19 protein-coding genes and 1 pseudogene are annotated in these 25089 nt (G+C 67.9%); 5 read left to right on the forward strand and 15 right to left on the reverse strand.

Features of this window, described 5'->3' with window-relative positions; translation table 11 throughout:
- From SNE34_RS05855 to SNE34_RS05875, 5 genes are all read right to left on the reverse strand, one after another.
- Entirely contained in the window at positions 1–690 is a 690-nt protein-coding gene (locus SNE34_RS05855) for a CvpA family protein (RefSeq protein WP_332615564.1), read from the reverse strand.
- A 19-nt stretch (positions 691–709) separates the two neighbouring features.
- Positions 710–1708, reverse strand: a complete 999-nt coding sequence (locus SNE34_RS05860; protein ID WP_332615566.1) for an SPOR domain-containing protein — start codon at positions 1706–1708, stop codon at positions 710–712.
- Positions 1709–1953: 245 nt separating this feature from the next.
- Positions 1954–3234, reverse strand: coding sequence for a bifunctional tetrahydrofolate synthase/dihydrofolate synthase (gene folC / locus SNE34_RS05865; protein ID WP_332615568.1), 1281 nt, complete (start codon positions 3232–3234; stop codon positions 1954–1956).
- 39 nt (positions 3235–3273) lie between these two features.
- Positions 3274–3915 carry a histidine phosphatase family protein gene (locus tag SNE34_RS05870; RefSeq protein ID WP_332615570.1) on the reverse strand — a complete coding sequence of 214 codons (642 nt, stop codon included), beginning with the start codon at positions 3913–3915 and terminating at the stop codon, positions 3274–3276.
- On the reverse strand, positions 3912–6014 hold the full coding sequence (locus SNE34_RS05875) for a S46 family peptidase (RefSeq protein ID WP_332615719.1): 2103 nt from the start codon (positions 6012–6014) through the stop codon (positions 3912–3914). Before SNE34_RS05875 ends, SNE34_RS05870 begins: the two co-directional genes overlap by 4 nt.
- Before the next feature lie 223 nt (positions 6015–6237).
- Between SNE34_RS05875 and tdh the strand changes: the two genes are divergently transcribed.
- Together tdh and kbl are read left to right on the forward strand one after the other, a co-directional pair.
- The gene (tdh, locus tag SNE34_RS05880; protein WP_425604466.1) at positions 6238–7260 is read left to right on the forward strand and encodes an L-threonine 3-dehydrogenase; all 1023 of its coding nucleotides are present in this window, start codon (positions 6238–6240) and stop codon (positions 7258–7260) included.
- A 99-nt stretch (positions 7261–7359) separates the two neighbouring features.
- Positions 7360–8553: a glycine C-acetyltransferase gene (kbl, locus tag SNE34_RS05885; RefSeq protein WP_332615573.1), complete on the forward strand. Its 1194-nt coding sequence runs from the start codon at positions 7360–7362 to the stop codon at positions 8551–8553.
- A 69-nt stretch (positions 8554–8622) separates the two neighbouring features.
- On the opposite strand, the gene SNE34_RS05890 is transcribed toward kbl, so the two are convergent.
- The 7 genes and pseudogenes from SNE34_RS05890 to acnD form a co-directional block, all read right to left on the reverse strand.
- A complete protein-coding gene (locus SNE34_RS05890; protein WP_425604459.1) occupies positions 8623–8895 on the reverse strand; it encodes a hypothetical protein in 273 nt (90 codons plus the stop codon).
- Positions 8896–9099: 204 nt separating this feature from the next.
- Positions 9100–9831: a pseudouridine synthase gene (locus tag SNE34_RS05895; RefSeq protein WP_332615575.1), complete on the reverse strand. Its 732-nt coding sequence runs from the start codon at positions 9829–9831 to the stop codon at positions 9100–9102.
- A gap of 93 nt (positions 9832–9924) precedes the next feature.
- A pseudogene (locus tag SNE34_RS05900) lies at positions 9925–10377 on the reverse strand (OmpA family protein); the annotation flags it as partial.
- Positions 10378–10913: 536 nt separating this feature from the next.
- On the reverse strand, positions 10914–12047 hold the full coding sequence (locus SNE34_RS05905) for an OmpA family protein (RefSeq protein ID WP_332615577.1): 1134 nt from the start codon (positions 12045–12047) through the stop codon (positions 10914–10916).
- 180 nt (positions 12048–12227) lie between these two features.
- Positions 12228–13676 (reverse strand): bifunctional 2-methylcitrate dehydratase/aconitate hydratase, encoded by a 1449-nt coding sequence (locus tag SNE34_RS05910; protein WP_332615579.1) that lies wholly within the window; start codon positions 13674–13676, stop codon positions 12228–12230.
- A 65-nt stretch (positions 13677–13741) separates the two neighbouring features.
- Positions 13742–14929 (reverse strand): 2-methylaconitate cis-trans isomerase PrpF, encoded by a 1188-nt coding sequence (gene prpF, locus SNE34_RS05915; protein WP_332615581.1) that lies wholly within the window; start codon positions 14927–14929, stop codon positions 13742–13744.
- 49 nt (positions 14930–14978) lie between these two features.
- Positions 14979–17588, reverse strand: a complete 2610-nt coding sequence (gene acnD, locus SNE34_RS05920; RefSeq protein WP_332615582.1) for a Fe/S-dependent 2-methylisocitrate dehydratase AcnD — start codon at positions 17586–17588, stop codon at positions 14979–14981.
- A gap of 200 nt (positions 17589–17788) precedes the next feature.
- Here acnD and SNE34_RS05925 point away from each other — a divergent pair, with 200 nt between their 5' ends.
- The 3 genes from SNE34_RS05925 (at position 17789) to SNE34_RS05935 (ending at position 21825) form a co-directional block, all read left to right on the forward strand.
- A complete protein-coding gene (locus SNE34_RS05925) occupies positions 17789–18817 on the forward strand; it encodes a Vgb family protein (RefSeq protein ID WP_332615583.1) in 1029 nt (342 codons plus the stop codon).
- 113 nt (positions 18818–18930) lie between these two features.
- Positions 18931–20982 (forward strand): NADPH-dependent 2,4-dienoyl-CoA reductase, encoded by a 2052-nt coding sequence (locus SNE34_RS05930; protein WP_332615585.1) that lies wholly within the window; start codon positions 18931–18933, stop codon positions 20980–20982.
- Between the two features lie 384 nt (positions 20983–21366).
- The gene (locus SNE34_RS05935; protein ID WP_332615587.1) at positions 21367–21825 is read left to right on the forward strand and encodes a cell wall hydrolase; all 459 of its coding nucleotides are present in this window, start codon (positions 21367–21369) and stop codon (positions 21823–21825) included.
- Between the two features lie 89 nt (positions 21826–21914).
- Here SNE34_RS05935 and prpC read toward each other — a convergent pair whose 3' ends face one another.
- The 3 genes from prpC to SNE34_RS05950 form a co-directional block, all read right to left on the reverse strand.
- Positions 21915–23069, reverse strand: coding sequence for a bifunctional 2-methylcitrate synthase/citrate synthase (prpC, locus tag SNE34_RS05940; RefSeq protein ID WP_332615589.1), 1155 nt, complete (start codon positions 23067–23069; stop codon positions 21915–21917).
- Between the two features lie 34 nt (positions 23070–23103).
- A complete protein-coding gene (gene prpB / locus SNE34_RS05945) occupies positions 23104–23991 on the reverse strand; it encodes a methylisocitrate lyase (protein ID WP_332615591.1) in 888 nt (295 codons plus the stop codon).
- A gap of 96 nt (positions 23992–24087) precedes the next feature.
- Positions 24088–25071 (reverse strand): malate dehydrogenase, encoded by a 984-nt coding sequence (locus SNE34_RS05950; protein ID WP_332615593.1) that lies wholly within the window; start codon positions 25069–25071, stop codon positions 24088–24090.
- Positions 25072–25089: the final 18 nt, after the last annotated feature.

Genomic DNA, 25089 nt, shown 5'->3' on the forward strand with positions numbered 1-25089 from the left:
TCAGGATCCTGATTGGGGTTGTTGCTGAAGGTGTTGCGGGGTTTGCGGTTGCGATTGCGCGGCCGGCTCGGGAGCCGGTTGCATGCCCTGGAGCACGGCCTCGGTCGCGGCGTCCAGCGGCAGTTCCACCGGGTCCGGCAATGCCAGCCCACCCGAGGTGATCGACTCGCGCGAGACCAGCGCCGGCGCGTCGGACTCGCCGCGGAAATCGACCTGTTCGGCCACCCAGTCGGGCAGCCAGGCGCGCATCCATTGCGCGCCGGGAACGAACACCGGCACCACCGGCGAGGCCTGCCACTCCGGTTCACGCGGCAGCTCCGTCAGGCCCAGCAGCAGCACCAGCGCGCAGGCGACGAACGCGCCGCGGGCGGTACCCAGCAACAGGCCCAGCAGCCGGTCCAGTCCCGACAGGCCGACCGTCTGCACCAGCTTGCGGACCACCCAGCCCACCAGGCCCACCGCCAGCAGCACCACCAGGAAACTCAGCGCGTAGCCGGCCAGCAACTGTCCCGGACCGGGCTCACCGTCGCTCGCCAACATCAGCGCGACTTCCGCGCCGAAGCGGAACGCCGCCCAGCCCGCCAATACCCACGCCGCCAGCGACGCCAGCACGCCAACGAAGCCGCGCATCAAGCCGAACAGCGCCGACACGACCACGATCACCAGCAACACCCAGTCGACGGCACTCATTGCAAGGGCGCGCTACGGCTCAAGGGTGCGAATGGACGAAGCCGGTGATGCCCATCCGGGCAGCCACCTGCGCCCGCAGCTGTTCGGCCGCGGCGCGATCGGCCACCGGGCCGACCTGCACCCGGTGCAGGGCGCCCTTGTCGGTGCGGACCTGCTCGACGAAGGCGCTGAAGCCGAGTTCGCGCGCCCGGTCGCGCATCGCGGTGGCATCGGCGGCGCCGCTGAAGGCGCCAAGTTGCACAGCGAATCCGACATCGGCGGCAGCGGGTTTCGGCGCGGCGACGGTCGTGGCCGGTTCGGTTTCGGCAGGTTTGGTCGCCGCGGGGTTGGCTACAGGCTTCGCGTCAGCTCGCTTCGGCGCGATCGGCTTGTCCTCGGCCAGCGGGGTCGGTTCCGACACCGACGGTTCGGTCGCGGCCGTCGGCGTAGAGGCCGAGGCGGTCGCGGCGTCGGCATCGTCCGCGGCGGCGGCCGCGTCGAGCACGACCACCCGCGAACCGACATCGGCACGCACGTGCGCGGCCCGCAGCCGCGCCGTCTCGGCAGTCGCGCGCGAGGCATACGGCCCGATCCGGACCCGGTACAGGGTGCGGCCGTCGTTGACCGCGGTTTCCTGGTAGCCCGGCAGCTGCGAACCGCGCAGCGCCACGACCACACGCTCGGCATCGTCGGCGCTGGCGTAGCTGCCGAAACTGACCGCGTAGTCGCCGCCGGCGGTCGGCGCAGGCATCATGCCGCCGTTCTTGACGTCGCGGGTGTCGACGGTCGCCAGTTCGCCGCCCTCGACCGGATCGGCGCCGGTCATCCCGGTGACGCTGCCGCCCGGCGTCGCGCGCGGTGTCACCAGCGGCAGTTCACGGGTTTCGAATTCGCCCTTGGGCGCGTCGGGCAATTCCAGCGGCACGTCGGAGACGCCACTTTCCGGGGCCGGACCCTTGATCAGCATCGGCAGGAAGATCACCGCGATCGCGACAAGGACGGCGGCGCCGATCAGGCGCTGTTTCAGGGCGGGTTCCATCGGATCTCGCTGGCCGGAAAGGATGCCCGGGAATTATACCCGTGCGCCGGCCCGGGACCGGACCTTGGCCCCGGCTCGTTCAGGCACCGGCGTCCAGTTCCCGGAATCGACGGGGTGCAACCACCGCAGTACGTGCTTGTGTAGGAGCGGCTTTAGCCGCGATCGGAAGTCGGCGCGGGCGGACGGTTCCAGATCGCGGCTAAAGCCGCTCCTACAGAAAGCCCCCGGGACCGCACGGCGGTCGATCAGCACAGCCGCACCAATGCAGCGGCCGCGGTATGAAAGGAGCCGAACACGAGGACGCGATCGCCCTGTCCCGCCTGGCGCAGGACCTCGTCGAGCGCGCTCGCCACGTCCGCGTGACGCGTGCCTGCAGCCGCGGGCGTGCCGGCGAGGCGCTCGGCGAACGCGTCGACATCAGCGCCGCGTGGCGCCTGTTCGGCCAGACCGGCCAGGTGCCACTGGTCGACCGCCGGCGCCAGCGCGGCGACCACGCCGGCGACGTCCTTGTCGCTCAAGGCGGCGTAGACCGCATGGGTGCGACCGGGCGCGGAGCTGGCCTGCAGCCACGCCGCCAGTTCGCGCGCGGCCTGCGGGTTGTGGCCGACGTCGACCACGACCTCGATGCCGTCGCGCTCGAAGCGTTGCAGGCGACCGGCAACGTCGGCCGCGGCGACGCCGCGTACGATCGCCGTGTCGTCCAGAGGTTGGTCGAGCGCGCGCAACGCGGCGATCGCGACGGCAGCATTGCGCAACTGCGCGGGGGCGGCGAGTTTCGGCAGCGGCAGGTCGAGCTGGTAACCGACCTCGCGCCAACGCCACTGGCCGGCGGCCGGGCTGTCCTGCTGCGCCTCGCCCGGGGCGGCGCCGATGAAGAAATCACAGCCGATCCGCAGCGCCGAAGCGCCGATCGCGTAGGCATGGCGCAGCACGCTCGACGGCGGATCGTCGTCGCCAAGCACCAGCGGCTTCCAGCCGCGGGCGATGCCGGCCTTCTCGAAGCCGATCGTCTCGCGGTCGCCGCCGAGGTAATCCTGATGGTCGAGGTCGACCGTGGTGATCACCGCGACGTCGGAGTCGACGATATTGGTCGCGTCGAGCCGGCCGCCGAGGCCGACTTCGAGGATCGCCAGGTCGAGGTCGGCGTGCTCGAACAGCCACAGCGCCGCCAGCGTGCCGTACTCGAAATAGGTCAGCGAGGTGTCGCCGCGCGCGGCCTCGATCGCCTCGAACGCGGCGACCAGTCGGGCGTCGTCCGCATCATGGCCATCGACGCGCACCCGCTCGTTGTAGACCAGCAGGTGCGGCGAGGTGTAGGCACCGACCCGCCAGCCCGCCGCATCGGCGATCGCCTCGATGAAGGCGACCGTCGAGCCCTTGCCGTTGGTGCCACCGACGGTGATGACGTGGCGCGCCGGGCGGGTCAGGCCGAGCCGGCCGGCGACATCACGCACGCGCTCCAGGCCCATGTCGATCGACTTGGGATGCTGCCGCTCGATGTACGCGAGCCATTCGGTCAGGGTCATGCGGGAAAACCGGTGCGCGGGAGCGCCAATGATCTGCGCTTACAGCGCCCGATGCACGGCCTCGCCGAACAACGCGGTGTGGTGGCTGCAGTCGTTCAGGCGGACCACCTCCAGCCGGTCGACCGACGGACCTTCCAGCAGGTTCAGCGTGGTCGGCGCTTGGCGGAACGTCCACAGGCGGCCAAACGGGATGCCGAGCACGTGGCACAGCAGCACCCGGTTGACCGCGTCGTGGGCGACCACCAGCAGGGTGTCGTCGGCGCCGAGGCCGTCGACGGCGCGTTGCAGCGCCGGCCAGGCGCGGTCGAACACGTGCTGCAGCGACTCGCCCTGCGGCATCAGCACCTCGTGCGGGGTCACCCGCCAGGCTTGCAGGCGGTCGGGGTCGCGCGCGTCGATCTCGCTGGCAAGCAGGCCCTCCCAGGTGCCGTGGGCGATTTCCATCAGGCCGGGGTCGGTCGACAGCATCGCGCGGCGCTCGCCGAGGGCGAACTCCGCGGTCTGCCGGGCCCGTCCCAGCGGCGAGGCGACCGCGCGGGTGATCGGCACCTCGCGCAGGCGCTCGCCCAGCGCGCGGGCCTGGCCCTCGCCGACCGGCGACAACGGAATGTCGGACTGGCCCTGGTAGCGGCCTTCGGCGTTCCACGGGGTTTCGCCGTGGCGGGCGAGGATCAGCTTCATGGGGTCGACGATGCCTGTTCGGCCACGCCGAGCTCCTGCAGTACCTGCGGTGCCGGGAACACCTCCTGCATCACCCAGCGCATGTAGCGGGCGTCGACCGCGATCACCCGGGTTAGCTCCGGGTTGAACACCCAGTTCGACGCCACGCTCTCCCAGTTCATGTCGAACACCAGGCCGATCAGCTCGCCTTGCGCATTCATCACCGGCGAGCCGGAGTTGCCGCCGGTGATGTCGAGGTCGGCCATGAAGTTGACCGGCACCGTGCCGAGCTGCTCGCTGGCGAGGCCGCCGTAGTTCTTCGCGGCGATCGCCTTGAGTTGAGCCTGCGGCGCATCGAACGGCTCCTCGCCGGTGTGCTTGGCGGCGACCTGCTCGATCGTGGTGAACGGCGGCAGGCGCACGCCGTCCGGGCGGGTGTAGCCCTGCACGTTGCCGAAGGTGATCCGCAGCGAGGAGTTCGCGTCGGGGTAGACAAACTCGCCGAGGCTGGCCTTGTGGTCGGCCACGGCCTGCAGGTAGACCGGGCGCGCCAGCAGGTCGTCGCCGGCGCGGGTCTCGGCCTGCTCCTCGAGCGCCAACAGGGTCGGCATCACCGCGACGGCGAACTGCAGCGCCGGGTCCTCGCTCGCCTCGAACGCGGCGCGGTCGGCCTGTAGCAGCGCGAGCCGGGTGTCGAGGTCACCAAGGGCGGTCTTCGCCAGCGTGTCGAGTGCGGCCCGGATCGCGGCCTCGTCACTTCCACCCAGCCAGCTGTCGATCGCGGCGACGCGCTGGTCGGCCGGAAGTTTCAGGTACTCGCGCAGCCAGTACTCCTGCAACTGGCGGTCCATCGCGGCGGCGTAGCGCTTGTCCATCTGCCGCATCGAGCCTTCGAAGCCGGGCAGGTCGCGCTGCTGGTAGCCGGGTTCGCGCTCGGCGTCGGGCTTTTGCTTTTCGATCGCGAGACGGTACAGGCTGGTCGCGGCGCCGAGCACGCCGGTGCGGCGCAGCTGGCCGAGCACCAGGTCGCGCTCGCGGGTGGCGCTTTCGGCGGCGTGCAGTTCCAGCAGCTTGGCGTGCGCGGCCAGCGCGGCCTCGCCGTCGGCGCCCTGCGCGCGCAGCCAGTCCAGCACCGCGGCTTCCCCGGCGTGCTTGGTCTTGCTGGCGTCGATCCGCTCGAAGCCCTCGAGTTGGCCGCCGTAGTTCTTCATCGCGTTGTGCCAGCCGCGCACGGTACTGGCGTACTTGACCTCGATCGCCTCGTCCTTGGCGCCGGCGGTCTCGACCAGCTCGACCAGGTTCTCGTAGTGCGCCTTGAGCGTCGGGTACGTCCACCGCGCGGTCTCGTCGAACTCGGCCGCCAAGGCGTAACGCGCGGTGCGGCCCGGATAGCCGGCGACCATCACGAAGTCGCCGGTCTCCAGCGGCTCATCGGCGACCTTCAACCAGTGCTCGGGCTGGTACGGCACGTTGTCTTCGGCGAACGCGGCGGGCTTGCCGTCGGGACCGACATAGGCGCGGTAGAACGAGTAGTCGCCGGTGTGGCGCGGCCACATCCAGTTGTCGACGTCGCCGCCGTAGCTGCCGACGCTGTTGGGCGGCGCGTGGACCAGCCGCACATCCTTGATCTCGAGGTTCTTGAACAGCCGGTAGGTGTTGCCCCCGGCGAAGCTGTAGAAGCGGCAGCGGTAGCCTTCATCTGCCTCGCAGTCGGCGACCAGTTGCTTCTCGATCGCCTCCAGCGCCTGCGAGCGACCGAGCGCGTCGGGTGCGGCCTCGATCGCGGCACGGACCTGCGCGGTGACGTCGTCGATCGAGTCGAGCGCATAGATGCGCGCATTCGGCCCGGCCGAGACCTCGTCGGCCATGGTCGCGGCATTAAAACCGGTCTCGATCAAGTTGTTCTCGGGCGTGGAATTGAGCTGGATCGCGCCATACGCGCAGTGGTGGTTGGTCACCACCAGCCCCTGCGGCGAAACGAAGCTGGCGGTGCAGCCGCCGAGCGATACCACCGCGCCCATCGGGTCGCCGGTCAGGTCGGCCAGCTGCTCCGGCGGCAGTTCCAGCCCGGCCTGCTGCAGCGGCCCGGCGATCTGCGGCAACTGCTGCGGCACCCACATGCCCTCGCCGGCCACCGCATTGCCGACCCCCACCCCACCGACAACAGCCATCGCAACGGCGACAGCCAGCAACGAACGACGCATATGCACACTCCCGATAGTCCAGGCTGCCGAGTGTAGCCGTCCCGGCAACACCCGCAGCGTATAATTTGCGGTCATCCGCGCATCCCGCGCTGCGCCACCGACCCCGCTCCCAAAGGCACTCCCAATGACCCAAACGACGATGAAGGCGCTGGTCAAGCGCGAAGCCACCAAGGGCATCTGGATGGAAGAGGTGCCGGTGCCGACGGCGGGCGCCAACGAGGTGCTGATCAAGCTCGAGAAGACCGCGATCTGCGGCACCGACCTGCACATCTACCTGTGGGACGAATGGAGCCAGCGCACGATCAAGCCCGGGCTGGTGATCGGCCACGAGTTCGTCGGTCGCATCGTCGAGGTCGGTCCCGGCGTGACCGGCTACACCGTCGGCCAACGCGTCTCGGCCGAGGGCCACATCGTCTGCGGCCACTGCCGCAACTGCCGCGGCGGGCGCCAGCACCTGTGTCCGAACACGGTCGGCATCGGCGTCAACCGCAACGGCGCGTTCGCCGAGTACATCGTCATGCCGGCGACCAACCTGTGGCCGATCCCGGACCAGATCCCGAGCGAGCTGGCCGCGTTCTTCGACCCCTACGGCAACGCCGCACACTGCGCGCTGGAGTTCGACGTGGTCGGCGAGGACGTGCTGATCACCGGCGCCGGTCCGATCGGCATCATCGCCGCCGGCATCTGCAAGCACATCGGCGCGCGGAATGTCGTCGTCACCGACGTCAACGACTACCGCCTCAAGCTGGCCGCCGACATGGGCGCGACCCGGGTGGTCAACGTCGCCAACACGTCGGTCAAGGACGTGATGGCCGACCTGCAGATGGAAGGCTTCGACGTGGGGCTGGAGATGAGCGGCAACCCGCGCGCGTTCAACGATATGCTCGACTGCATGTACCACGGCGGCAAGATCGCGATGCTCGGGATCATGCCCAAGGGCGCCGGCGCGGACTGGGACAAGATCATCTTCAAGGGCCTGACCCTGCACGGCATCTACGGCCGGCGCATGTACGAGACCTGGTACAAGATGACCCAACTGGTGCTGGGTGGCTTCCCGCTCGGCAAGGTGCTGACCCACCAGTTGCCGGTCGACGAATTCCAGCAGGGCTTCGACCTGATGGAAGCGGGCAAGGCCGGCAAGATCGTGCTCAGCTGGAATTGATCGCCTTCTCTCCGGACTTTTGTAGGAGCGGCTTCAGCCGCGATGGGAGTCCGGAGATCTGATCGCGGCTGAAGCCGCTCCTACAAAAGCGGGAACATCATGTCATTGACCGACCGTTATACCCAGGAACTCGAATCCATCCGCGACGCCGGCCTGTTCAAGTCCGAGCGTATCATCACCAGCCCGCAGTCGGCCGAGATCACCCTCGCGGACGGCCGCTCGGTGCTGAACTTCTGCGCCAACAACTACCTCGGCCTGGCCGACCATCCCGACATCATCGCCGCGGCCAAGGACGCGCTTGATACCCACGGCTTCGGCATGGCGTCGGTGCGTTTCATCTGCGGCACCCAGGACCTGCACAAGCAGCTCGAGCAGACCATTGCGTCGTTCTTCGGCACCGAGGACACCATCCTTTACGCCGCCTGTTTCGACGCCAATGGCGGCCTGTTCGAGCCATTGCTGGGCGAGGACGACGCGATCATCTCCGACGCGCTCAACCACGCCTCGATCATCGACGGCGTGCGCCTGTGCAAGGCCAAGCGCTTCCGCTACGCCAACTGCGACATGGCCGACCTGGAGAAGCAGTTGCAGGCCGCCGACGCCGCCGGCTGCAAGACCAAGCTGATCACGTCCGACGGCGTGTTCTCGATGGACGGCTTCATCGCCCCGCTGGACGAGATCACCGCGCTGGCGAAGAAGTACGGCGCGCTGGTCCACATCGACGAGTGCCACGCGACCGGCTTCATCGGCTCGACCGGCCGTGGCTCGGCCGAGGCCAAGGGCGTGATGGACCGGATCGACATCTTCACCGGCACCCTCGGCAAGGCGATGGGCGGCGCGGTCGGCGGCTTCACCACCGCATCAAGGGAGGTCATCGAGCTGCTGCGCCAGCGTTCGCGCCCCTACCTGTTCTCCAACTCGCTGCCGCCGCACGTGGTCGCAGCCGGGATCAAGGCATTCGAGATGCTTGCCGCCGCCGGCGACCTGCGCCGACAACTGGCCGACAACACCGCCTACTTCCGCGAGCGCATGACCGCGGCCGGCTTCGACATCAAGCCCGGCACCCATCCGATCAGCCCGGTGATGCTGTACGACGCGCCGCTGGCGCAGAAGTTCGCGGAACGGTTGCTGGAGGAAGGGATCTACGCGATCGGCTTCTTCTTCCCGGTGGTGCCGCAGGGCCAGGCCCGCATCCGCACCCAGATCAGTGCGGCGCATACGCGCGAACAGCTCGACCGGGCGATCGAAGCGTTCATCCGGATCGGCCACGAGCTCGGCGTACTGAAAGCCTGACCCGGCGCTCGCGCGGATTCAAAACACCACAAAAGCGACGGCGCCCGAGCGGGCGCCGTCGGAACAACATCACTTCGCCTTCTTGGCTTCCTGCTCGTCGGCCGCAGCCGGCTTGCCGGTGGCCACGCGCACGCCCTTCGACTTCATCCAGGCATCGAACTGGTCGGCGGTCATGCGCTTGCCGTCCTGCTCCATGTTGAAGCGGTACGGCGTGTTGTCGTGCTTGGTCTTGGGCTTGTAGGTCGCCGCATCGTTCGCCGCCGCGGCCGGAGCCGGCTCGGCAGCCGATGCCACGCCGGCGCACGACAGCGCCAGCACCAACGAAACCAGAATCTTCCCCATTTCCTTCCCCTTGGTTGTGAATCCCCATCACGTCGTCGTCACCCGCGACGTCGGGGCAGTTTAGGGGGCTTGGCGAGGAATTGGGTGCGCGGGTTCACACTCCGCGACGGCCACGCGCGCGTGGCGGCGGCAATGGGATGCCCTCGATTTCACGAACGCGACGGCCGGCACACAACGTGGCGACGCCGAACCGCAGCGACCGACTCAAACCGGGTTGGTCGCGACCAACACCCTGACTTCCTCGGCGGTGAGTTCGCGCCACTGCCCCTTGGCCAGCCCGCCCAGTTGCAGCGGACCAATCGCAACCCGCAGCAGGCGCAGCACTCCGATGCCGAGCGCCGCCATCAGGCGCCGAATCTGCCGGTTGCGCCCTTCGTCCAGCACCACTTCCAACCAAGCGTTCTTGCCCCCGGCCCGTAACAGCGTCACCGAACGCGCGCGCAGCCACTCGCCTGCGTCGTCGACACCGTCGGTCAGCGTGCGCAGCAGCTCGTCGTCGGGAATCGTATCGATCTGCACGTGGTAGGTCTTGCATGGCCCACGCTCCGGATCGGTGATCGCCGCGGCCCACTCCGGGTCGTTGCACAGCAGCAGCAGGCCCTCGCTGGCCTTGTCCAGGCGCCCGACCGGCGCCAGCCATGGCAACCCCGCACCGTCCAGGCAACGATAGATCGTGTCGCGACCGCGTTCGTCGTGGACGGTGGTCACCAGTCCGCGCGGCTTGTTCAACATCAGGTAGCGGCGTTCGGCGCCGGCGGGCTGGCCATCCACGCTGAGCCGGTCGCGATCGCGCACGACCGGATGCTCGGGGTCGAGGACGATGCGGCCGTTGACCGCAACGCGACCGGCCAGCACCCGTCGCGCCGCCTCGCTGCGCGAGCACACGCCGAGCTTGGACAAGGTGCGGGCCAAGCCGTGGCGCGACGGCGCGCTCATCGCGGCAGAGGTCGGTGGGCGCAAACCACGAAGCCCGGCACATGGCCGGGCTTCGTGAACCGCAAGGCGGTCGGACCGAACATCGCTGCCGACTCAGTTCTGGATGTTGAGTTCCGTGCGACGGTTCTTGGCCCGGTTCTCGGGTGCATCGGAACCATCCGGCTTCTCGTTCGGCACCAACGGGCGGGTCTCGCCGAAGCCGACCGGGCCGATCAGGCGCGCCTTGTCGATACCCTTCTCGACCAGGTAGTCGTACACGGCCTGCGCGCGACGCTCAGACAGGGCCTGGTTGTAGCTCGCATCGCCCCGCGAATCGGTATGACCGGCGACCTCGACCTTCAATGCCGGATGGCGCGTCAGGATCTCCACGGCCTCGCCCAGCACGGCCTTGGCGTCCGCGCCGAGGGTGGCCTTGTCGTAGGCGAAGGTCACGCCCTTCAGGTCGATCGACACCGGGACCGGGCAACCGTCCGGCCCGATGGTCTGGCCGGCCTCGGACGTCGGGCACTGGTCGAGGCAATTGATCACGCCGTCGCCATCGCCATCGCCCTTGTCGCCTTCGGGCGTCGGGCAGTTCTGTACCAATGGAGTGGCGGGCTTGCCGGTGGCCACCCGCACGCCCTTCGACTTCATCCATTCGTCGAACTGGTCGGCGGACATCTGCTTGCCGTCCTGTTCCATGTTGAAGCGCCACGGGGTGTTGTCATGCTCGGTCCGCGGGACGTAACCGGACGCCGGCGGGGTTGGGGTCGCCTGTCCCGCGGTGGGCTGCTCCTGCACTGGCGCTTCGCCGGCCTGCGCGGTGTTTGCCGGGGCCGCATCTCCCGTCGGAGCGGGCTCGTTTTGCGGGGCACCCGTGGCCGCACAGGCGGTCGAAACAAACAGCAACACACTCGAGGCAACGACGAAATTCTTGAATGCCATGGGCCGGATCCGATGAGAACTTCCGAAAGTATAGGTGGCCTCGCCCAGGTCAGATGAACCGAGCGTCACGCGGCGCACCGACACAAAAAGAAGCCCGGCACTGGGCCGGGCTTCCTGGTACTGCGGGACTCCGGTTGGAGTCCCTTCCGAGCGAACGCTTAGTTCTGCACGTTCAACTCGGTGCGGCGGTTCTGCGCACGGCCTTCCGGATTGTCCGAACCGTCCGGGTTGGTGTTCGGCGCGATCGGGCGGCTCTCGCCGTAACCGTTCGGGCCCACCAGGCGCGAGGCGTCGATGCCGTTGCTGGTCAGGTAGTCGTACACTGCGGTCGCGCGGCGCTCCGACAGCGCCTGGTTGTAGGCGTCGGTGCCCTTGGAGTCGGTGTGACCGGCAACCTCGACGTTCAGGTCGGGGTAACGCTGCAGGATCTGCACCGCCTCGCTCAGGATCGCCACCGCGTCCGGACGCAGGGTCGACTTGTCGAAGTCGAAGTTCACGCCCTTCAGGTCGATCGACACCGGCACCGGGCAACCATCCGGACCGATGGTCTGGCCGGCCTGCGAACCCGGGCACTTGTCGTCGCAGTTGTTGACGCCGTCACCGTCGTCGTCCAGGTCCGCGCAGCTCGGCGCGGCCGGGGCGGGAGCCGGGGCAACCGGGGCGGCAGGCTCCGGACCCAGCGGCACGACCACGCCGACCGAAGCCAGCACGTCGCCGAACCAGTCGGCGCCGTCGTCCTGCGGGACGTCGTCGTTCAGGAACGCGCCGACGCTGTCGTTATCGGCGTCGATGCGGTAGGCCAGCTCGGTACGGATCTTGACCCGGCCAGCATCACCCTGCAGACCGAAGCCGATCTTGCCGGCGACGTCGCCGCCCTCACGCTCCAGCGGCGCGGTCGGGCTGGGGGTGCCGAGATCTTCCGGCGCGTACTCTTCCTCGTGGCGCTGGTAACCCAGGCCCATCACGGCGTACGGGTTCCAGTTGCGGCCTTCGGTAATGAAGTGGCGACGCAGGTCGAACGAGATGCCGTACTGGCTCCAGTTCAGGTCGTCGTTACGATCGGTGCCCGGATTCTGGTAGTTCAACTCGCCGTCGATCGACCAGTACGGGTTGAGGTACTTGCCCACGCCAACAGCAAGGAATGGGCGGTTTTCGGTGCCACGGTCTTCGTCCTGCATGTTCGCGCCGACGGTACCGGTGACGTACCAGCGATCGTCGAATTCCTGGGCGCTGGCCGTACCGACCAGACTCAGGCCACCCAGCAGGGCGGCGCAGAGGAGTTTCTTATTCATTTGTATCTCCTTGATCATCAAAATTGGAAACCGCGTCTGCGAGGTTCCTAAAACCGTTCGGGACAGCAGCCTGTATGACGCCATCCCGCGCAGGTTAGGTTTGCCGACGTGAAGACAATGTTAACGGGCATCTAACATTCGGGGAAGTTCCCCAAGCGTGGCGGGGCCAACCGGGGTTGTTCAGCCGCGGAGCAATCCGAGGAACTCGGTGATCGGCAAGGCCTCCAGTTCTTCAGGATCGACGGCCAGGGCCAGCAAACGGTCGGCGCTGGCTGCAGGCAACCGGCCGCGGACGGCCTTCTCGAACTTGGTCAGCAACGCCGGGATCCCCTCTTTGCGACGTTTGCGATGCCCGATCGGATAATCGATCGACACCTTTTCGGAGGTGCTGCCGTCCTTGAAGAACACCTGAACAGAATTGCCGATATAACGCTTGCCGGCGTCGAAGTAGTCGCGGGTGAACCGCGGATCCTCGCTGACCGTCATTTTCTGGCGGAGTGCATCGATGCGCGGATCGGCAGCCACGGCATCGCCGTAGTCCCCCGCAGTCAGCCGGCCGAAGATCAGCGGCACGGCGACCATGTATTGCAGGCAGTGGTCGCGGTCGGCGTAGTTGGCCAGCGGGCCGGTCTTGTCGATGATGCGTACGCCAGCTTCCTGGGTCTGCAGCTCGATCCGCTCGATGTCGTCGAGGCGGTCCTTCACCTCAGCGTGAAGGCGCATCGCGCACTCGACCGCGGTCTGGGCGTGGAACTCGGCCGGGTAGCTGATCTTGAACAGGATGTTCTCCATCACGTAGCTACCGAACGGGCGCTCGAACTCGAACGGCTTGCCGTCGAAGGCGATGTCGTAGAAGCCCCAGGTCGGTACGGTCAGCGCGCTCGGGTAGCCGACCACGCCCTTCACGGCGTTCAGTGCATGGGTGACGGCGCGACGGCAGGCGTCGCCGGCGGCCCAGCTCTTGCGCGGGCCGGTGTTGGGGGCGTGGCGGTAGGTGCGCAGCACGCCGTTGTCGATCCAGCTGTGCGAGACCGCGGTCCAGATCGCCTCCTTGTCGCCGCCGAGCATGTGGGTGGCGACGGCGGTCGAGGCCAGCCGGACCAGGATCACGTGGTCGAGGCCGACCCGGTTGAAGGAGTTTTTGAGCGCGTAGCAGCCCTGGATCTCGTGGGCCTTGATCGCGTAGCCGAGCACGTCCCGGACGGTCAGCGCCTTGCCGCCTTCGGCCTCGGCCTTGCGGCCCAGATAGTCGGCGACGGCGAGGATCGCGCCGAGGTTGTCGGACGGGTGGCCCCATTCGGCGGCCAGCCAGGTGTCGTTGAAGTCCAGCCAGCGCATCTGCACGCCGATGTTGTAGGCGGCCTGCACCGGGTCGAGCTCGTGCGGGGTGAATGGCACCCGCGCGCCGCCCTTCATGTCGGCGCCGGGCACCAGCGGGCCGAGGTGCTTGACGCAGGCCTCATGGTCCATCGCCAGCGCCGCGCAGGCCAACGAATCGAGCAGCATGTAGCGGGCGGTGTCGTACGCTTCCTTCGAGTCGATGCTGTAGTCCGCGACGTAGCCGGCGATCTCCAGCATCGGCGGGTCGGGGTCGGGGCGAACGGTGGAGCGGATGTCGTGCCCGTTCATGACACACCCTCTGGATGGCAGGCGGCCATTGTGCCGCAGCCCCGACGACGGGCTGTTGACCCGCCCTACACCGTGTCGACGGGGATTCGCACCGCGCCTTCCATGAGCACGCGCGCGCTGCGGCTCATCACCGCCTTGGTGACGCTCCACTGGCCATCGACCTGCAACGCCTGCGCGCCGACGCGCAAGGTGCCGGAGGGGTGGCCGAACCGCACCGCCTCGCGCGATCCACCGCCGGCCGCGGCATGCACCAGCGTGCCCGGGATCGCCGCCGCGGTACCGATGGCGACCGCGCAGGTGCCCATCATCGCGTGGTGCAGCTTGCCCATGGACAGCGCGCGGACGTTGAGGTCGATGTCGGCCGCGACGATGGCCTTGCCGCTGGACGCAACGTAGTCGGCCGCCGGCGACACGAAGGCGACCTTGGGCGTGTGCTGGCGAGTGGCGGCACTGGCGACGTCGTCGATCAGGCCCATTCGCACGGCACCGTGGGCGCGGATGGCCTCGAACCTGGCGAGCCCCTTGGCATCGCCGTTGATCGCATCCTGCAACTCGGTGCCGGTGTAGCCGATGTCCGCGGCGTTGACGAAGACGGTCGGAATGCCGGCGTTGACCATCGTCGCCTTGAGCGTGCCGACGCCGGGCACCTCCAGCTCGTCGACGAGGTTGCCGGTGGGGAACATCGCGCCACCGTCGTCGCCGTCATCGGACGGGTCCATGAACTCGAGCACGATCTCGGCCGCCGGGAAGGTCACGCCATCGAGTTCGAAATCGCCGGTTTCCTGCACCTGGCCGTCGGCGATCGGAACGTGCACCACGATGGTCTTGCCGATGTTGGCCTGCCACACCCGCACGGCGAAGGTGCCGTTCTCGGGCAGCCGCGCAGGATCGATGAAGCCGTTGGCGATCGCGAACGGGCCGACCGCGGTGCTGAGGTTGCCGCAGTTGCCGGACCAGTCGACAAAGGCGGTATCGATGGAGACCTGTCCGTAGAGGTAGTCGACATCGTGGCCGGGCTGGGTCGACTTCGAGATGATCACGCACTTGCTGGTGCTCGACGTCGCCCCGCCCATGCCGTCGGTGTGCTTGGCGTAGGGATCGGGCGAGCCGATCACGCGCATCAACAAGGCATCGCGTGCCCGGCCCGGCACCTGCGCGGCGGCAGGCAGGTCCTGCAGGCGGAAGAACACGCCCTTGCTGGTGCCGCCTCGCATGTAGGTGGCCGGGATGCGTAGCTGCGGCGCGTGCGGCATGAGTGTTTCCTGATGATGTGATGTGGGCTTAGGGTGCGGGCGATTGCGCCTAAGCCACCTGCGCCGCTTCGAAGAAGTCGTTGGCGAAGCGCTGCAACACACCGCCGGCCTCGTAAATGGAAACCTCCTCGGCGGTGTCGAGGCGGCAGGTCACCGGCACTTCCAGCCGCTCGCCGTTGCGACGGTGGATCACCAGCGCCAGCGTCGCGCGCGGCGCGGGGGTGCCGGTGACGTCATAGATCTCGGTGCCGTCGATGCCCAGCGTGTTGCGGTCGGTGCCCGGCAGGAACTCCAGCGGCAGCACGCCCATGCCGATCAGATTGGTGCGGTGGATGCGCTCGAAGCCCTCGGCCGCGATCGCCTCCACCCCGGCCAGGCGCACGCCCTTGGCGGCCCAGTCGCGCGAGCTGCCCTGGCCGTAGTCGGCGCCGGCGATGATGATCAGCGGCTGGCGACGCTCCATGTAGGCTTCGATCGCCTCCCACATCCGCGTGACCGTGCCTTCCGGCTCGAGGCGCGCCAGCGAGCCCTGCTTCACGTTTCCGGCCTCGTCGCGCACCATCTCGTTGACCAGCTTCGGGTTGGCGAAGGTGGCGCGTTGCGCGGTGAGGTGGTCGCCGCGATGGGTCGCGTAGGAATTGAAGTCCTCCTCCGGCAGGCCCATCTTCGCCAGGTATTCGCCGGCGGCACTGGAAGCGAGGATCGCGTTCGACGGCGACAGGTGGTCGGTGGTGATGTTGTCGCCGAGCACCGCCAGCGGACGCATGCCGCGCAACGTGCGTTCGGCGAGCGCCCCTTCCCAGTAAGGCGGGCTGCGGATGTAGGTGCTCTGCGGGCGCCAGTCGTACAGCGGGCTGACCTTCTCGCCGTGCTCGACGCTGAACTTGAACATCGGATCGTAGACCTGGCGGAACTGCTCGGGCTTGACGCTCGCGGCGACGATCGCGTCGATCTCCTCATCCGTCGGCCAGATGTCCTTGAGCTTCACCGCGTTGCCCTGCGCGTCGGTACCGAGCACGTCCTTCTCGATGTCGAAGCGCACGGTGCCGGCGATCGCGTAGGCAACCACCAGCGGCGGTGACGCGAGGAAGGCCTGTTTGGCATACGGGTGGATGCGGCCGTCGAAGTTGCGGTTGCCCGACAACACGGCGGTCGTATAGAGGTCGCGTTCGATGACTTCCTTCTGGATCGCCGGAGCGAGCGCGCCGCTCATGCCGTTGCAGGTGGTGCAGGCGAAGCCGACGATGCCGAAGCCGAGCTGCTCCAGCTCCGGCAGCAGACCCGAATCTTCCAAATAGAGCTGCACGGCCTTGGAACCAGGCGCCAGCGAGGTCTTGACCCACGGCTTGCGCGTCAGCCCGCGGGAATTGGCATTGCGCGCAATCAGGCCGGCGGCGATCACGTTGCGCGGGTTGCTGGTGTTGGTGCAGCTGGTGATCGCGGCGATGATCACCGCGCCGTCGGGAATCAGGCCCTGCGCCTCTTCGGCGCGCGCGGCCTCGAGGTTGCCGGCGATACCGCGCTCGGCCAACGCCGAGGTCGGCAGGCGCCGGTGCGGGTTGGACGGACCGGCCATGTTGCGCACCACGCTCGACAGGTCGAACGCCAGCGTGCGCTCGTACTGCGCGGTGGCGAGCGCGTCGGCCCACAGTCCGGTGTGCTTCGCGTAGGTTTCGACCAGTTTGACCTGCGCATCGTCGCGGCCGGTCAGGCGCAGGTAGTCGATGGTGTTGTCGTCGATGAAGAACATCGCCGCGGTCGCACCGTACTCGGGCGCCATGTTGGAGATGGTGGCGCGGTCGCCGAGCGTGAGCGCGGATGCGCCTTCACCGCGGAACTCCAGGTACGCGCCGACGACCTTCGACTGGCGCAGGAACTCGGTCAGCGCCAGCACGGTGTCGGTCGCGGTGATGCCGGGCGCAGGTTTACCGCTCAGCTCGACACCGACGATCTCCGGCAGGCGCATCCACGACGCGCGGCCCAACATCACGCTCTCCGCCTCCAGCCCGCCGACGCCGACCGCGATCACGCCCAGCGCATCGACGTGCGGCGTGTGGCTGTCGGTGCCGACCAGCGTGTCCGGGAACGCCACCCCGTCGCGCGCGTGCACCACCGGCGACATCCGCTCCAGGTTGATCTGATGCATGATCCCGTTGCCCGGCGGGATCACGTCGACGTTCCGGAACGCCTTCTTGGTCCAGTTGATGAAGTGGAAGCGGTCCTCATTGCGACGGTCCTCGATCGCCCGGTTCTTGCCGAACGCGTCCTTGTCGAAGCCCGGTGCCTCCACCGCCAGTGAGTGGTCGACGATCAGCTGGGTCGGCACCACCGGATTGACCTGCGATGGGTCGCCGCCGCGCTGGGCAATCGCATCGCGCAACCCGGCCAGGTCGACCAGCGCGGTCTGGCCGAGAATGTCATGGCACACCACGCGCGCCGGGAACCACGGGAAGTCCAGGTCGCGGCGGCGCTCGATCAGCTGGGTCAGGTAAGCGGCCAGCATCGCTGGTTCCGCGCGACGCACCAGGTTCTCCGCATGCACGCGCGAGGTATACGGCAGCGTGTCGTACGCACCAGGTTTGATCGCCTCGATCGCGGCGCGGGTGTCGAAATGGTCGAGCGTGGTGCCCGGCAGCGGCTTGCGGTAGTCGGTGTTCATGCGGTTGGCGGAGTCTCTTGCGTGGGGCGATGGCGCGAGCGCGGTCGACGGCCGTGCGCGAAGGCCGGTGGCGTCGAAGCCGCAGGGGACGATGGTGATTATCGCATCCGCCCACCATCGGGACGACGAGTGCGGTTGGCAGGCCGACCGCCCATGCCCGGCGTATGCTTGCCCATCTATCCGCTACGCGAGGAATGGATATGAACCGACCGGGTTTTTCGCGCGTTACGGTCGCCGCACTGCTCGCGCTCGCCATCGGCGCGCTCTCCGCGCGGGCGCTCGCACAGCAACCGCCAGCACCCACCGTCCACATTCAGGAATGGCAGGTGCCGTGGCCCGACACCCGGCCGCGCGATCCCTACCTCGCGCCCGACGGCCGGGTCTGGTTCGTCGGCCAGCTCGGCAACTATCTGGCGGTATTCGATCCGGAAACCGAAGCTTTCGAGCGCCACGACCTGCCCGAGGGCACCAAGCCGCATACGGTGGTGGTCGACGACGACGGCTTCCCGTGGATCGCCGGCAACGGCAACGGCACGATCCTGCGCTTCGACCCCGACAGCGGCGAATACACCACCTACAAGGTGCCGGCGACGCCCGGGATCGAGCCCCGCGACCCGCACACCTTCGCCCTCGACGGCCGCGGCGGCATCTGGTTCACCATGCAGCGCGGCAATGCGATCGGCCGGATCGACATGGACAGCGGCGCGATCCGGGTGATCCCGGTGCCGACCGACGACGCCCTGCCCTACGGCATCCTCGCGACCGACAGCGGCCGCGCCTGGGCCGTGCTGCTGGGGACCAACAAGATCGCCACGGTCGACCCGGACACCCTTGAACTCACCGAAATCGCGTTGCCGCGCGCGCAGGCACGTCCGCGCCGGATCGGTCTGACCGAGGACGGCCGGGTCTGGTACGGCGATTTCACCCAGGGCTACCTCGGCGCCTACGATCCGGCCAGCGGCGAATTCGAGGAATGGAAGGCGCCGTCGGATCCGTCCGGGCCGTACGCGCTGGGCACCGACGACCGGGGCCGGGTGTGGTTCGTGGAGACGGCGACGCAGCCGAACCTGCTGCAGGGCTTCGACCCGGCCAGCGGCAAGTTCCTGCCGGCGACGCCGATTCCCAGCGGCGGCCAAAGCGTGCGTCATATGGTGTTCGACCCGGCGACCGACAGCCTGTGGTTCGGCACCGACACCAACCAGCTCGCACGCGCACGGCTGCCGGATTGATCGTTTCCCCCGACGACTTTGGGGGCCGGCGTCCACGTCGCCCCTGACCACGGCTTGTGCCGGCACCCGGATCGCGGCATCGTTAGCGCTTCCATACGCAAGCGTATTCACGAATGACGGTCACCGCCCCGGCTGCAACGACGCCCCACCCCATCTACCCGAATCTGTTCGCGCCGCTCGACCTGGGGTTCTGCACCCTGCCCAACCGGGTGCTGATGGGCTCGATGCACACCGGGCTGGAAGATCATGCACGCGACTTCCCGAAACTCGCCGCGTATTTCGCCGAGCGCGCCGCCGGCGGGGTCGGGTTGATCGTCACCGGCGGCTTCTCGCCCAACATCGTCGGCTGGCTCAAGCCGTTCGGCGGCACCCTGGGCTGGTCGTGGCAGGCGCGCAAGCACCGACAGGTCACCGCTGCGGTGCATGCGCATGGCAGCCGCATCTGCCTGCAGATCCTGCACGCCGGCCGCTACGGCTACCACCCGCTGCAGGTCGCGCCGTCGCGGATCAAGTCGCCGATCAATCCGTTCACTCCACGCGCGCTGTCCGCGCGCGCGGTCGAGCGCCAGATCCGTGCCTTCGTCGACAGCGCGCGACTCGCCCGCGACGCCGGTTACGACGGGGTCGAGGTGATGGGTTCGGAGGGCTACCTGCTCAACCAGTTCACCGCGCCGCGCACCAATACGCGCGACGACGCCTTCGGCGGTGACGCGACGCGGCGCATGCGCTTCGCGATCGAGATCGTGCGCCGCATCCGCGAGGCCTGCGGGCCCGACTTCATCCTGATCTATCGGTTGTCGATGATCGACTTGGTCGACGGCGGCTTGGCGTGGAACGAAGTGGTGCAGCAGTCGCGCGCGGTCGAGGCCGCCGGCGCGACCCTGATCAACACCGGCATCGGCTGGCACGAGGCGCGGGTGCCGACGATCGCCACCTCGGTGCCACGCGGCGCATTCGCCGGCATTACCGCCCGGCTGAAACCCGAAGTCGCGCTGCCGCTGGTGACCACCAACCGGATCAACATGCCGGCGGTGGCCGAGCGCATCCTCGCCGATGGCTCGGCCGACATGGTGTCGATGGCGCGGCCGCTGCTGGCCGACCCGCAGTGGGTGGCGAAAGCCCGCGATGCGCGCACCGACGAGATCAACACCTGCATCGCCTGTAACCAGGCCTGCCTGGACCATGTGTTCGAGAACAAGCGCGCCAGTTGCCTGGTCAACCCGCGCGCCTGCGCCGAAACCGAACTGAACTACCTGCCGACCCGCAACCCGCGACGCATTGCGGTGGTGGGCGCCGGCCCGGCCGGGCTGGCCTGTGCGAGCGTGGCGGCAGGCCGCGGCCACGACGTGACCCTGTTCGAGGCCGCGAGCGAGATCGGCGGCCAGTTCAACCTGGCCAAGCGGATCCCGGGCAAGGAGGAGTTCCACGAGACCCTGCGCTACTTCGCCGGCCAGCTCGATCGGCATGGCGTCGATGTGCGACTGGGGAAGTCGGCCGGGCTCGAAGACCTGGCCGACTTCGATCATGTCGTACTCGCCACCGGCATCAAGCCGCGGATCATCGACTTGCCGGGCGTGGACCACCCCAAGGTCGTGGGCTATCGCGAGGTGTTGACCGGTACGGTGGTGGTCGGCGCCAAGGTGGCGATCATCGGCGCCGGCGGGATCGGTTTCGACGTGGCCGAATTCCTGGTCCAGCAAGGAACCTCGCCGAGCCTGGACCCACGCCGCTGGCATGCCGAATGGGGCGTCGATCTCGACTACGGCGACAACCGCGGCGGGCTGGTGCCGGCGCGGCCGGAACCGCCCACCCGCGAGGTCTGGCTGCTGCAGCGCAGTCCGGGCAAACCCGGGGCGCGCCTGGGCAAGACCACCGGCTGGATCCACCGTGCCACGCTGAAAGCCAAACAGGTGCGGATGCTGGGCGGGGTCGAGTACCTCGGCATCGCCGACGACGGCCTGCGGATCCGCCACGACGGCAAGGAGCAGCGGCTGCCGGTCGACCACGTAATCGTCTGCGCCGGACAGGAACCGTTCAAGCCGCTTGCGGCCGGGCTGGCGGGTCGCAAAGTTCAGCTTCACGTGATCGGCGGCGCCGATGTCGCGGCGGAACTGGATGCCAAGCGTGCCATCGACCAGGGCAGTCGACTTGCCGCGGCGCTGTAGCCGGCGTCGAGCGATCGACAAGCCAAGTTGGTGACTCGATCCCGATGTTGTGGACCGGGGCTTGCCTGTGCGCTGAAAGCCTGAACAGGCGGGATTTGCGTCGCGCGTCACATTCGGAATCCGGATTCGTTCCGCCCTGCTTCGCTCAGTTGTTCAGCTGGTGTTTAGTTAGTGGTCGCTAACGTGCCGCAACTTCCCAGCCACCCCACGCAGGTGGCACCCACCACCGCCCTCGTTTTCTTCGAGATCGCGGTGACGGGGCAAAGCGCGCCATAGAGCCGCCGCCCTCCCCAATACGCCATGCCGGTTCGTCCCCCGGTCTCCGCCCCTCCTGTTTCGGGCGGACTCCAGAGTGCGGCCGGCGCAACGCAGCAAGGAGTCTGTATGAAGTTGGCCTGGATCCTGTGGTTGGCCTCGGTACTGCCGCCGCAAACCGCAGATTCGCTCTGCCTGAGCACCACCCTGTACCTGGAAGCCCGCGACCAGTCCGAGCGCGGCCAGCAGGCCGTCGCCGAGGTCGCCCTGCGGCGTCGCGACAGCGGCATCTGGGGCAGCAGCGTTTGCGAGGTGGTGACCGCACGCAAGCAGTTCGCACCGTCGCTGGTTTCGCCCAACACCCGCCTCAACAACACCGAGGCGTGGGCCGAGTCGGTCACGGTCGCGCTGGAAGCCCAGCGCAACTGGGCGTTGCCGGAAGGCGAGCGCCAGGAGATCGTGCCGGACGCCAGCCATTTCGTCGCACTGGCGCTGGCGCAGCCGAGCTGGCGCAACGCCTATCAGGTCGCGACCATCGGCGACCACACCTTCCTGAAAGTGCAGAATCTCGCCCCGCGCGGGTCGTGACCGCACCCGGTTAGCCGCCCAGGCCGCCAACCAGATATGAAAAAGGCCGCGCATCTGCGCGGCCTTTTTCATTGGTAGGTAAGCGCCGATCAACCGCGGCGATCGATCTCCACGTACTCGCGGTCTTCCGGGCCGGTGTAGTTCGCGCTCGGACGGATGATCTTGCCGTCCTCGCGCTGCTCGATCACGTGCGCGCTCCAGCCGGTGGTGCGGGCAATCACGAACAGCGGGGTGAACATCGGGGTCGGGATGCCCATCATGTGGTACGCGCTGGCGCTGTACCAGTCGAGGTTCGGGAACATCTTCTTGCTGTCCATCATCAGGTTCTCGATGCGCTCGGAGACGTCGAAAAGGACCTGGTTGCCGCCGTCCTTGCACAGCTTGCGCGAGATTTCCTTGATGATCGGGTTGCGCGGATCGCCGACGGTGTAGACCGGGTGGCCGAAGCCGATCACGATCTCCTTGCGTTCGATCCGCGCACGGATGTCGGCCTCGGCCTCGTCGGCGGTGGCGTAGCGGCTGATGATGTCCATCGCCACTTCGTTGGCGCCCCCGTGCTTGGGTCCGCGCAGTGCGCCGATGCCGCCGGTCAGGCAGGAATACAGGTCCGAGCCAGTGCCGGCGATCACGCGCGCGGCGAAGGTCGAGGCGTTGAATTCGTGCTCGGCGTACAGCACCAGCGACTTGTCCAGCGAATCGGCATGCAGCGCGCTCGGCGCCTCGCCGTGCAACAGGTGCAGGAAGTGCGCGGCGACCGAGTCGTCATCGGTCTCGACATCGATGCGGCGACCGTTGCGGGTGAAGTGCCACCAGTACAGCAGCATCGAACCGAAGCTGGCGATCAGGCGGTCGGCGATGTCGCGTGCCTCGCTGGCCGGATGGCCCTCGCGCTCGGGCAGCACGGTGCCGAGCACCGAGCAGCCGGTACGCAGCACGTCCATCGGATGGGCGTTGGCCGGTACCAGCTCCAGCGCCTCGGTGACGATCGCCGGCAGGCCGCGCAGACGGCGCAGCTTGGTCCTGTAGGCGTTGAGCTGCGCCCGGGTCGGCAGCGCGCCGTGCACGAGCAGGTGGGCGACTTCCTCGAAGGTGGATTTCGTCGCCAGGTCCTTGATGTCGTAGCCGCGGTAATGCAGGTCATTGCCGCTGCGGCCGACCGTGCACAGCGCGGTGTTGCCGGCGGCGGTACCGCTCAATGCGACGGATTTCTTCGGCTTGGGCAGGGTGCTGGTGGTGTCGCTCATCTGGAATCCCCTTGTTTCGTCAATCGTTGTTTCGTCAATCGTTCTTCGTCGCAAACAACGCGTCGAGCTTGTTTTCGTATTCGTGGTAGCCGAGGAAGTCGTACAGCTCGGCGCGGGTCTGCAGGCGGTCGATGATGTTCTTCTGGGTGCCTTCGCGGCGCACGGTCTCGTAGAAGCCCAACGCGGCCTTGTTCATCGCGCGGTAGGCGCCGCAGCAATACAGGGCGATGTCGACGTTGGCGTCACGCAACTCGTCGGTGGTGAAGAACGGGGTCGAGCCGAACTCGGTCAGGTTGGCCAGGATCGGCACCTTCACCGCGGCCTTGAACTTGCGGTAATCGGCGAGCGACGTCATCGCTTCCGGGAAGATCATGTCGGCGCCGGCCTCGACGTAGGCCACCGCGCGCTCGATCGCCGCGTCGATGCCTTCGACTGCGGCGGCGTCGGTGCGCGCCATGATCACGAAGCCGGCGTCGCTGCGCGCATCGACCGCGGCCTTGACCCGGTCGACCATCTCCTCCTTCGACACCACTTCCTTGCCGGGCCGGTGACCGCAGCGTTTCTGGCCGACCTGGTCCTCCATGTGCACGGCGGCGACGCCGACGCGCTCGAAGTTCCGGATCGTCCGGCCGATGTTGAACGCCCCGCCCCAGCCGGTGTCGATGTCGACCAGCAGCGGCATGCCGGTGGCGTCGACGATGCGGCGCGCGTCGGTCAGCACGTCCTCCATGGTCGAGATGCCCAGGTCGGGCATGCCGAGCGAATTGGCGGCGACGCCGCCGCCCGACAGGTACAGCGCCTTGTAGCCGGTGCGCTTGGCCATCAGGCCGGCGTAGGCTGTGATCGCGCCCATCACCTGCAGCGGGGATTCGGTCTTCACCGCCTCGCGGAAGTGGGCACCGTTGGAAACGTATGACGACATTGCAATCTCTCGATAACGATCGCGTCGCCCATTAGGGCCGGAACGACGCGCGACAGCCTCAAAGCACGAAGGCGACCGGAGCCGCCTTCGAATTCGTTACAGCAGGTGGGCGACGCCCTCGCGCTCTTCCTCGAGCTCGGCCAGGGTCTTGTCCATCGCCGCGCGGCTGAAATCGTCGACCTCCAGGCCTTCGACGCGGGTGTACTCGCCGTCCTTGCAGATCACCGGCACGCCGTAGATCACGCCCTCGGGAATGCCGTAGCTGCCGTCCGACGGCACGCCCATGGTCACCCACTCGCCGTCGCTGCCGAGCACCCAGTCATGGATGTGGTCGATCGCCGCATTGGCCGCCGAGGCCGCCGACGACAGGCCGCGCGCCTCGATGATCGCCGCGCCGCGCTTGCCGACCTTCGGGATGAACTCGTTGGCGTTCCAGTCGGCGTCGTTGATCTTGTCTTTCAGCGACTCGCCATTGACGGTCGCGAAGCGGTAGTCCGGATACATGGTCGGGCTGTGGTTGCCCCACACGACCAGCTTCCTGATGTCACCGACCGGCACGCCGGCCTTGTTGGCCAACTGCGACAGCGCGCGGTTGTGGTCCAGGCGCAGCATCGCGGTGAAGTTCGCAGCCTTCAGGTCCGGCGCGGACTTCATCGCGATGTAGGCATTGGTGTTGGCCGGGTTGCCGACCACCAGCACCTTGACGTCGCGGCTGGCAACCTTGTTCAGCGCGGCGCCCTGGGCGGTGAAGATCTTGGCGTTCTCCAGCAGCAGGTCCTTGCGCTCCATCCCGGGGCCGCGCGGGCGAGCGCCGACCAGCAGGGCGATGTCGGCGTCCTTGAACGCGACCTCGGCGTCGTCGGTGCCGACCATGCCGGCCAACAGCGGGAACGCGCAATCCTCCAGCTCCATCATCACGCCCTTGAGCGCGGCCTGGGCCTTCTCCATCGGCAGCTCGAGCATCTGCAGGATGACCGGCTGGTCCTTGCCGAGCATTTCGCCCGAGGCGATGCGGAACAGCAGGGAATAGCCGATCTGGCCGGCGGCACCGGTGACGGCAACGCGAACGGGGGACTTCATGGGGCGATCTCCAGATTT

This window comes from Novilysobacter erysipheiresistens, from assembly GCF_036663935.1.
Taxonomy (GTDB): Bacteria; Pseudomonadota; Gammaproteobacteria; order Xanthomonadales; family Xanthomonadaceae; genus Novilysobacter; species Novilysobacter erysipheiresistens.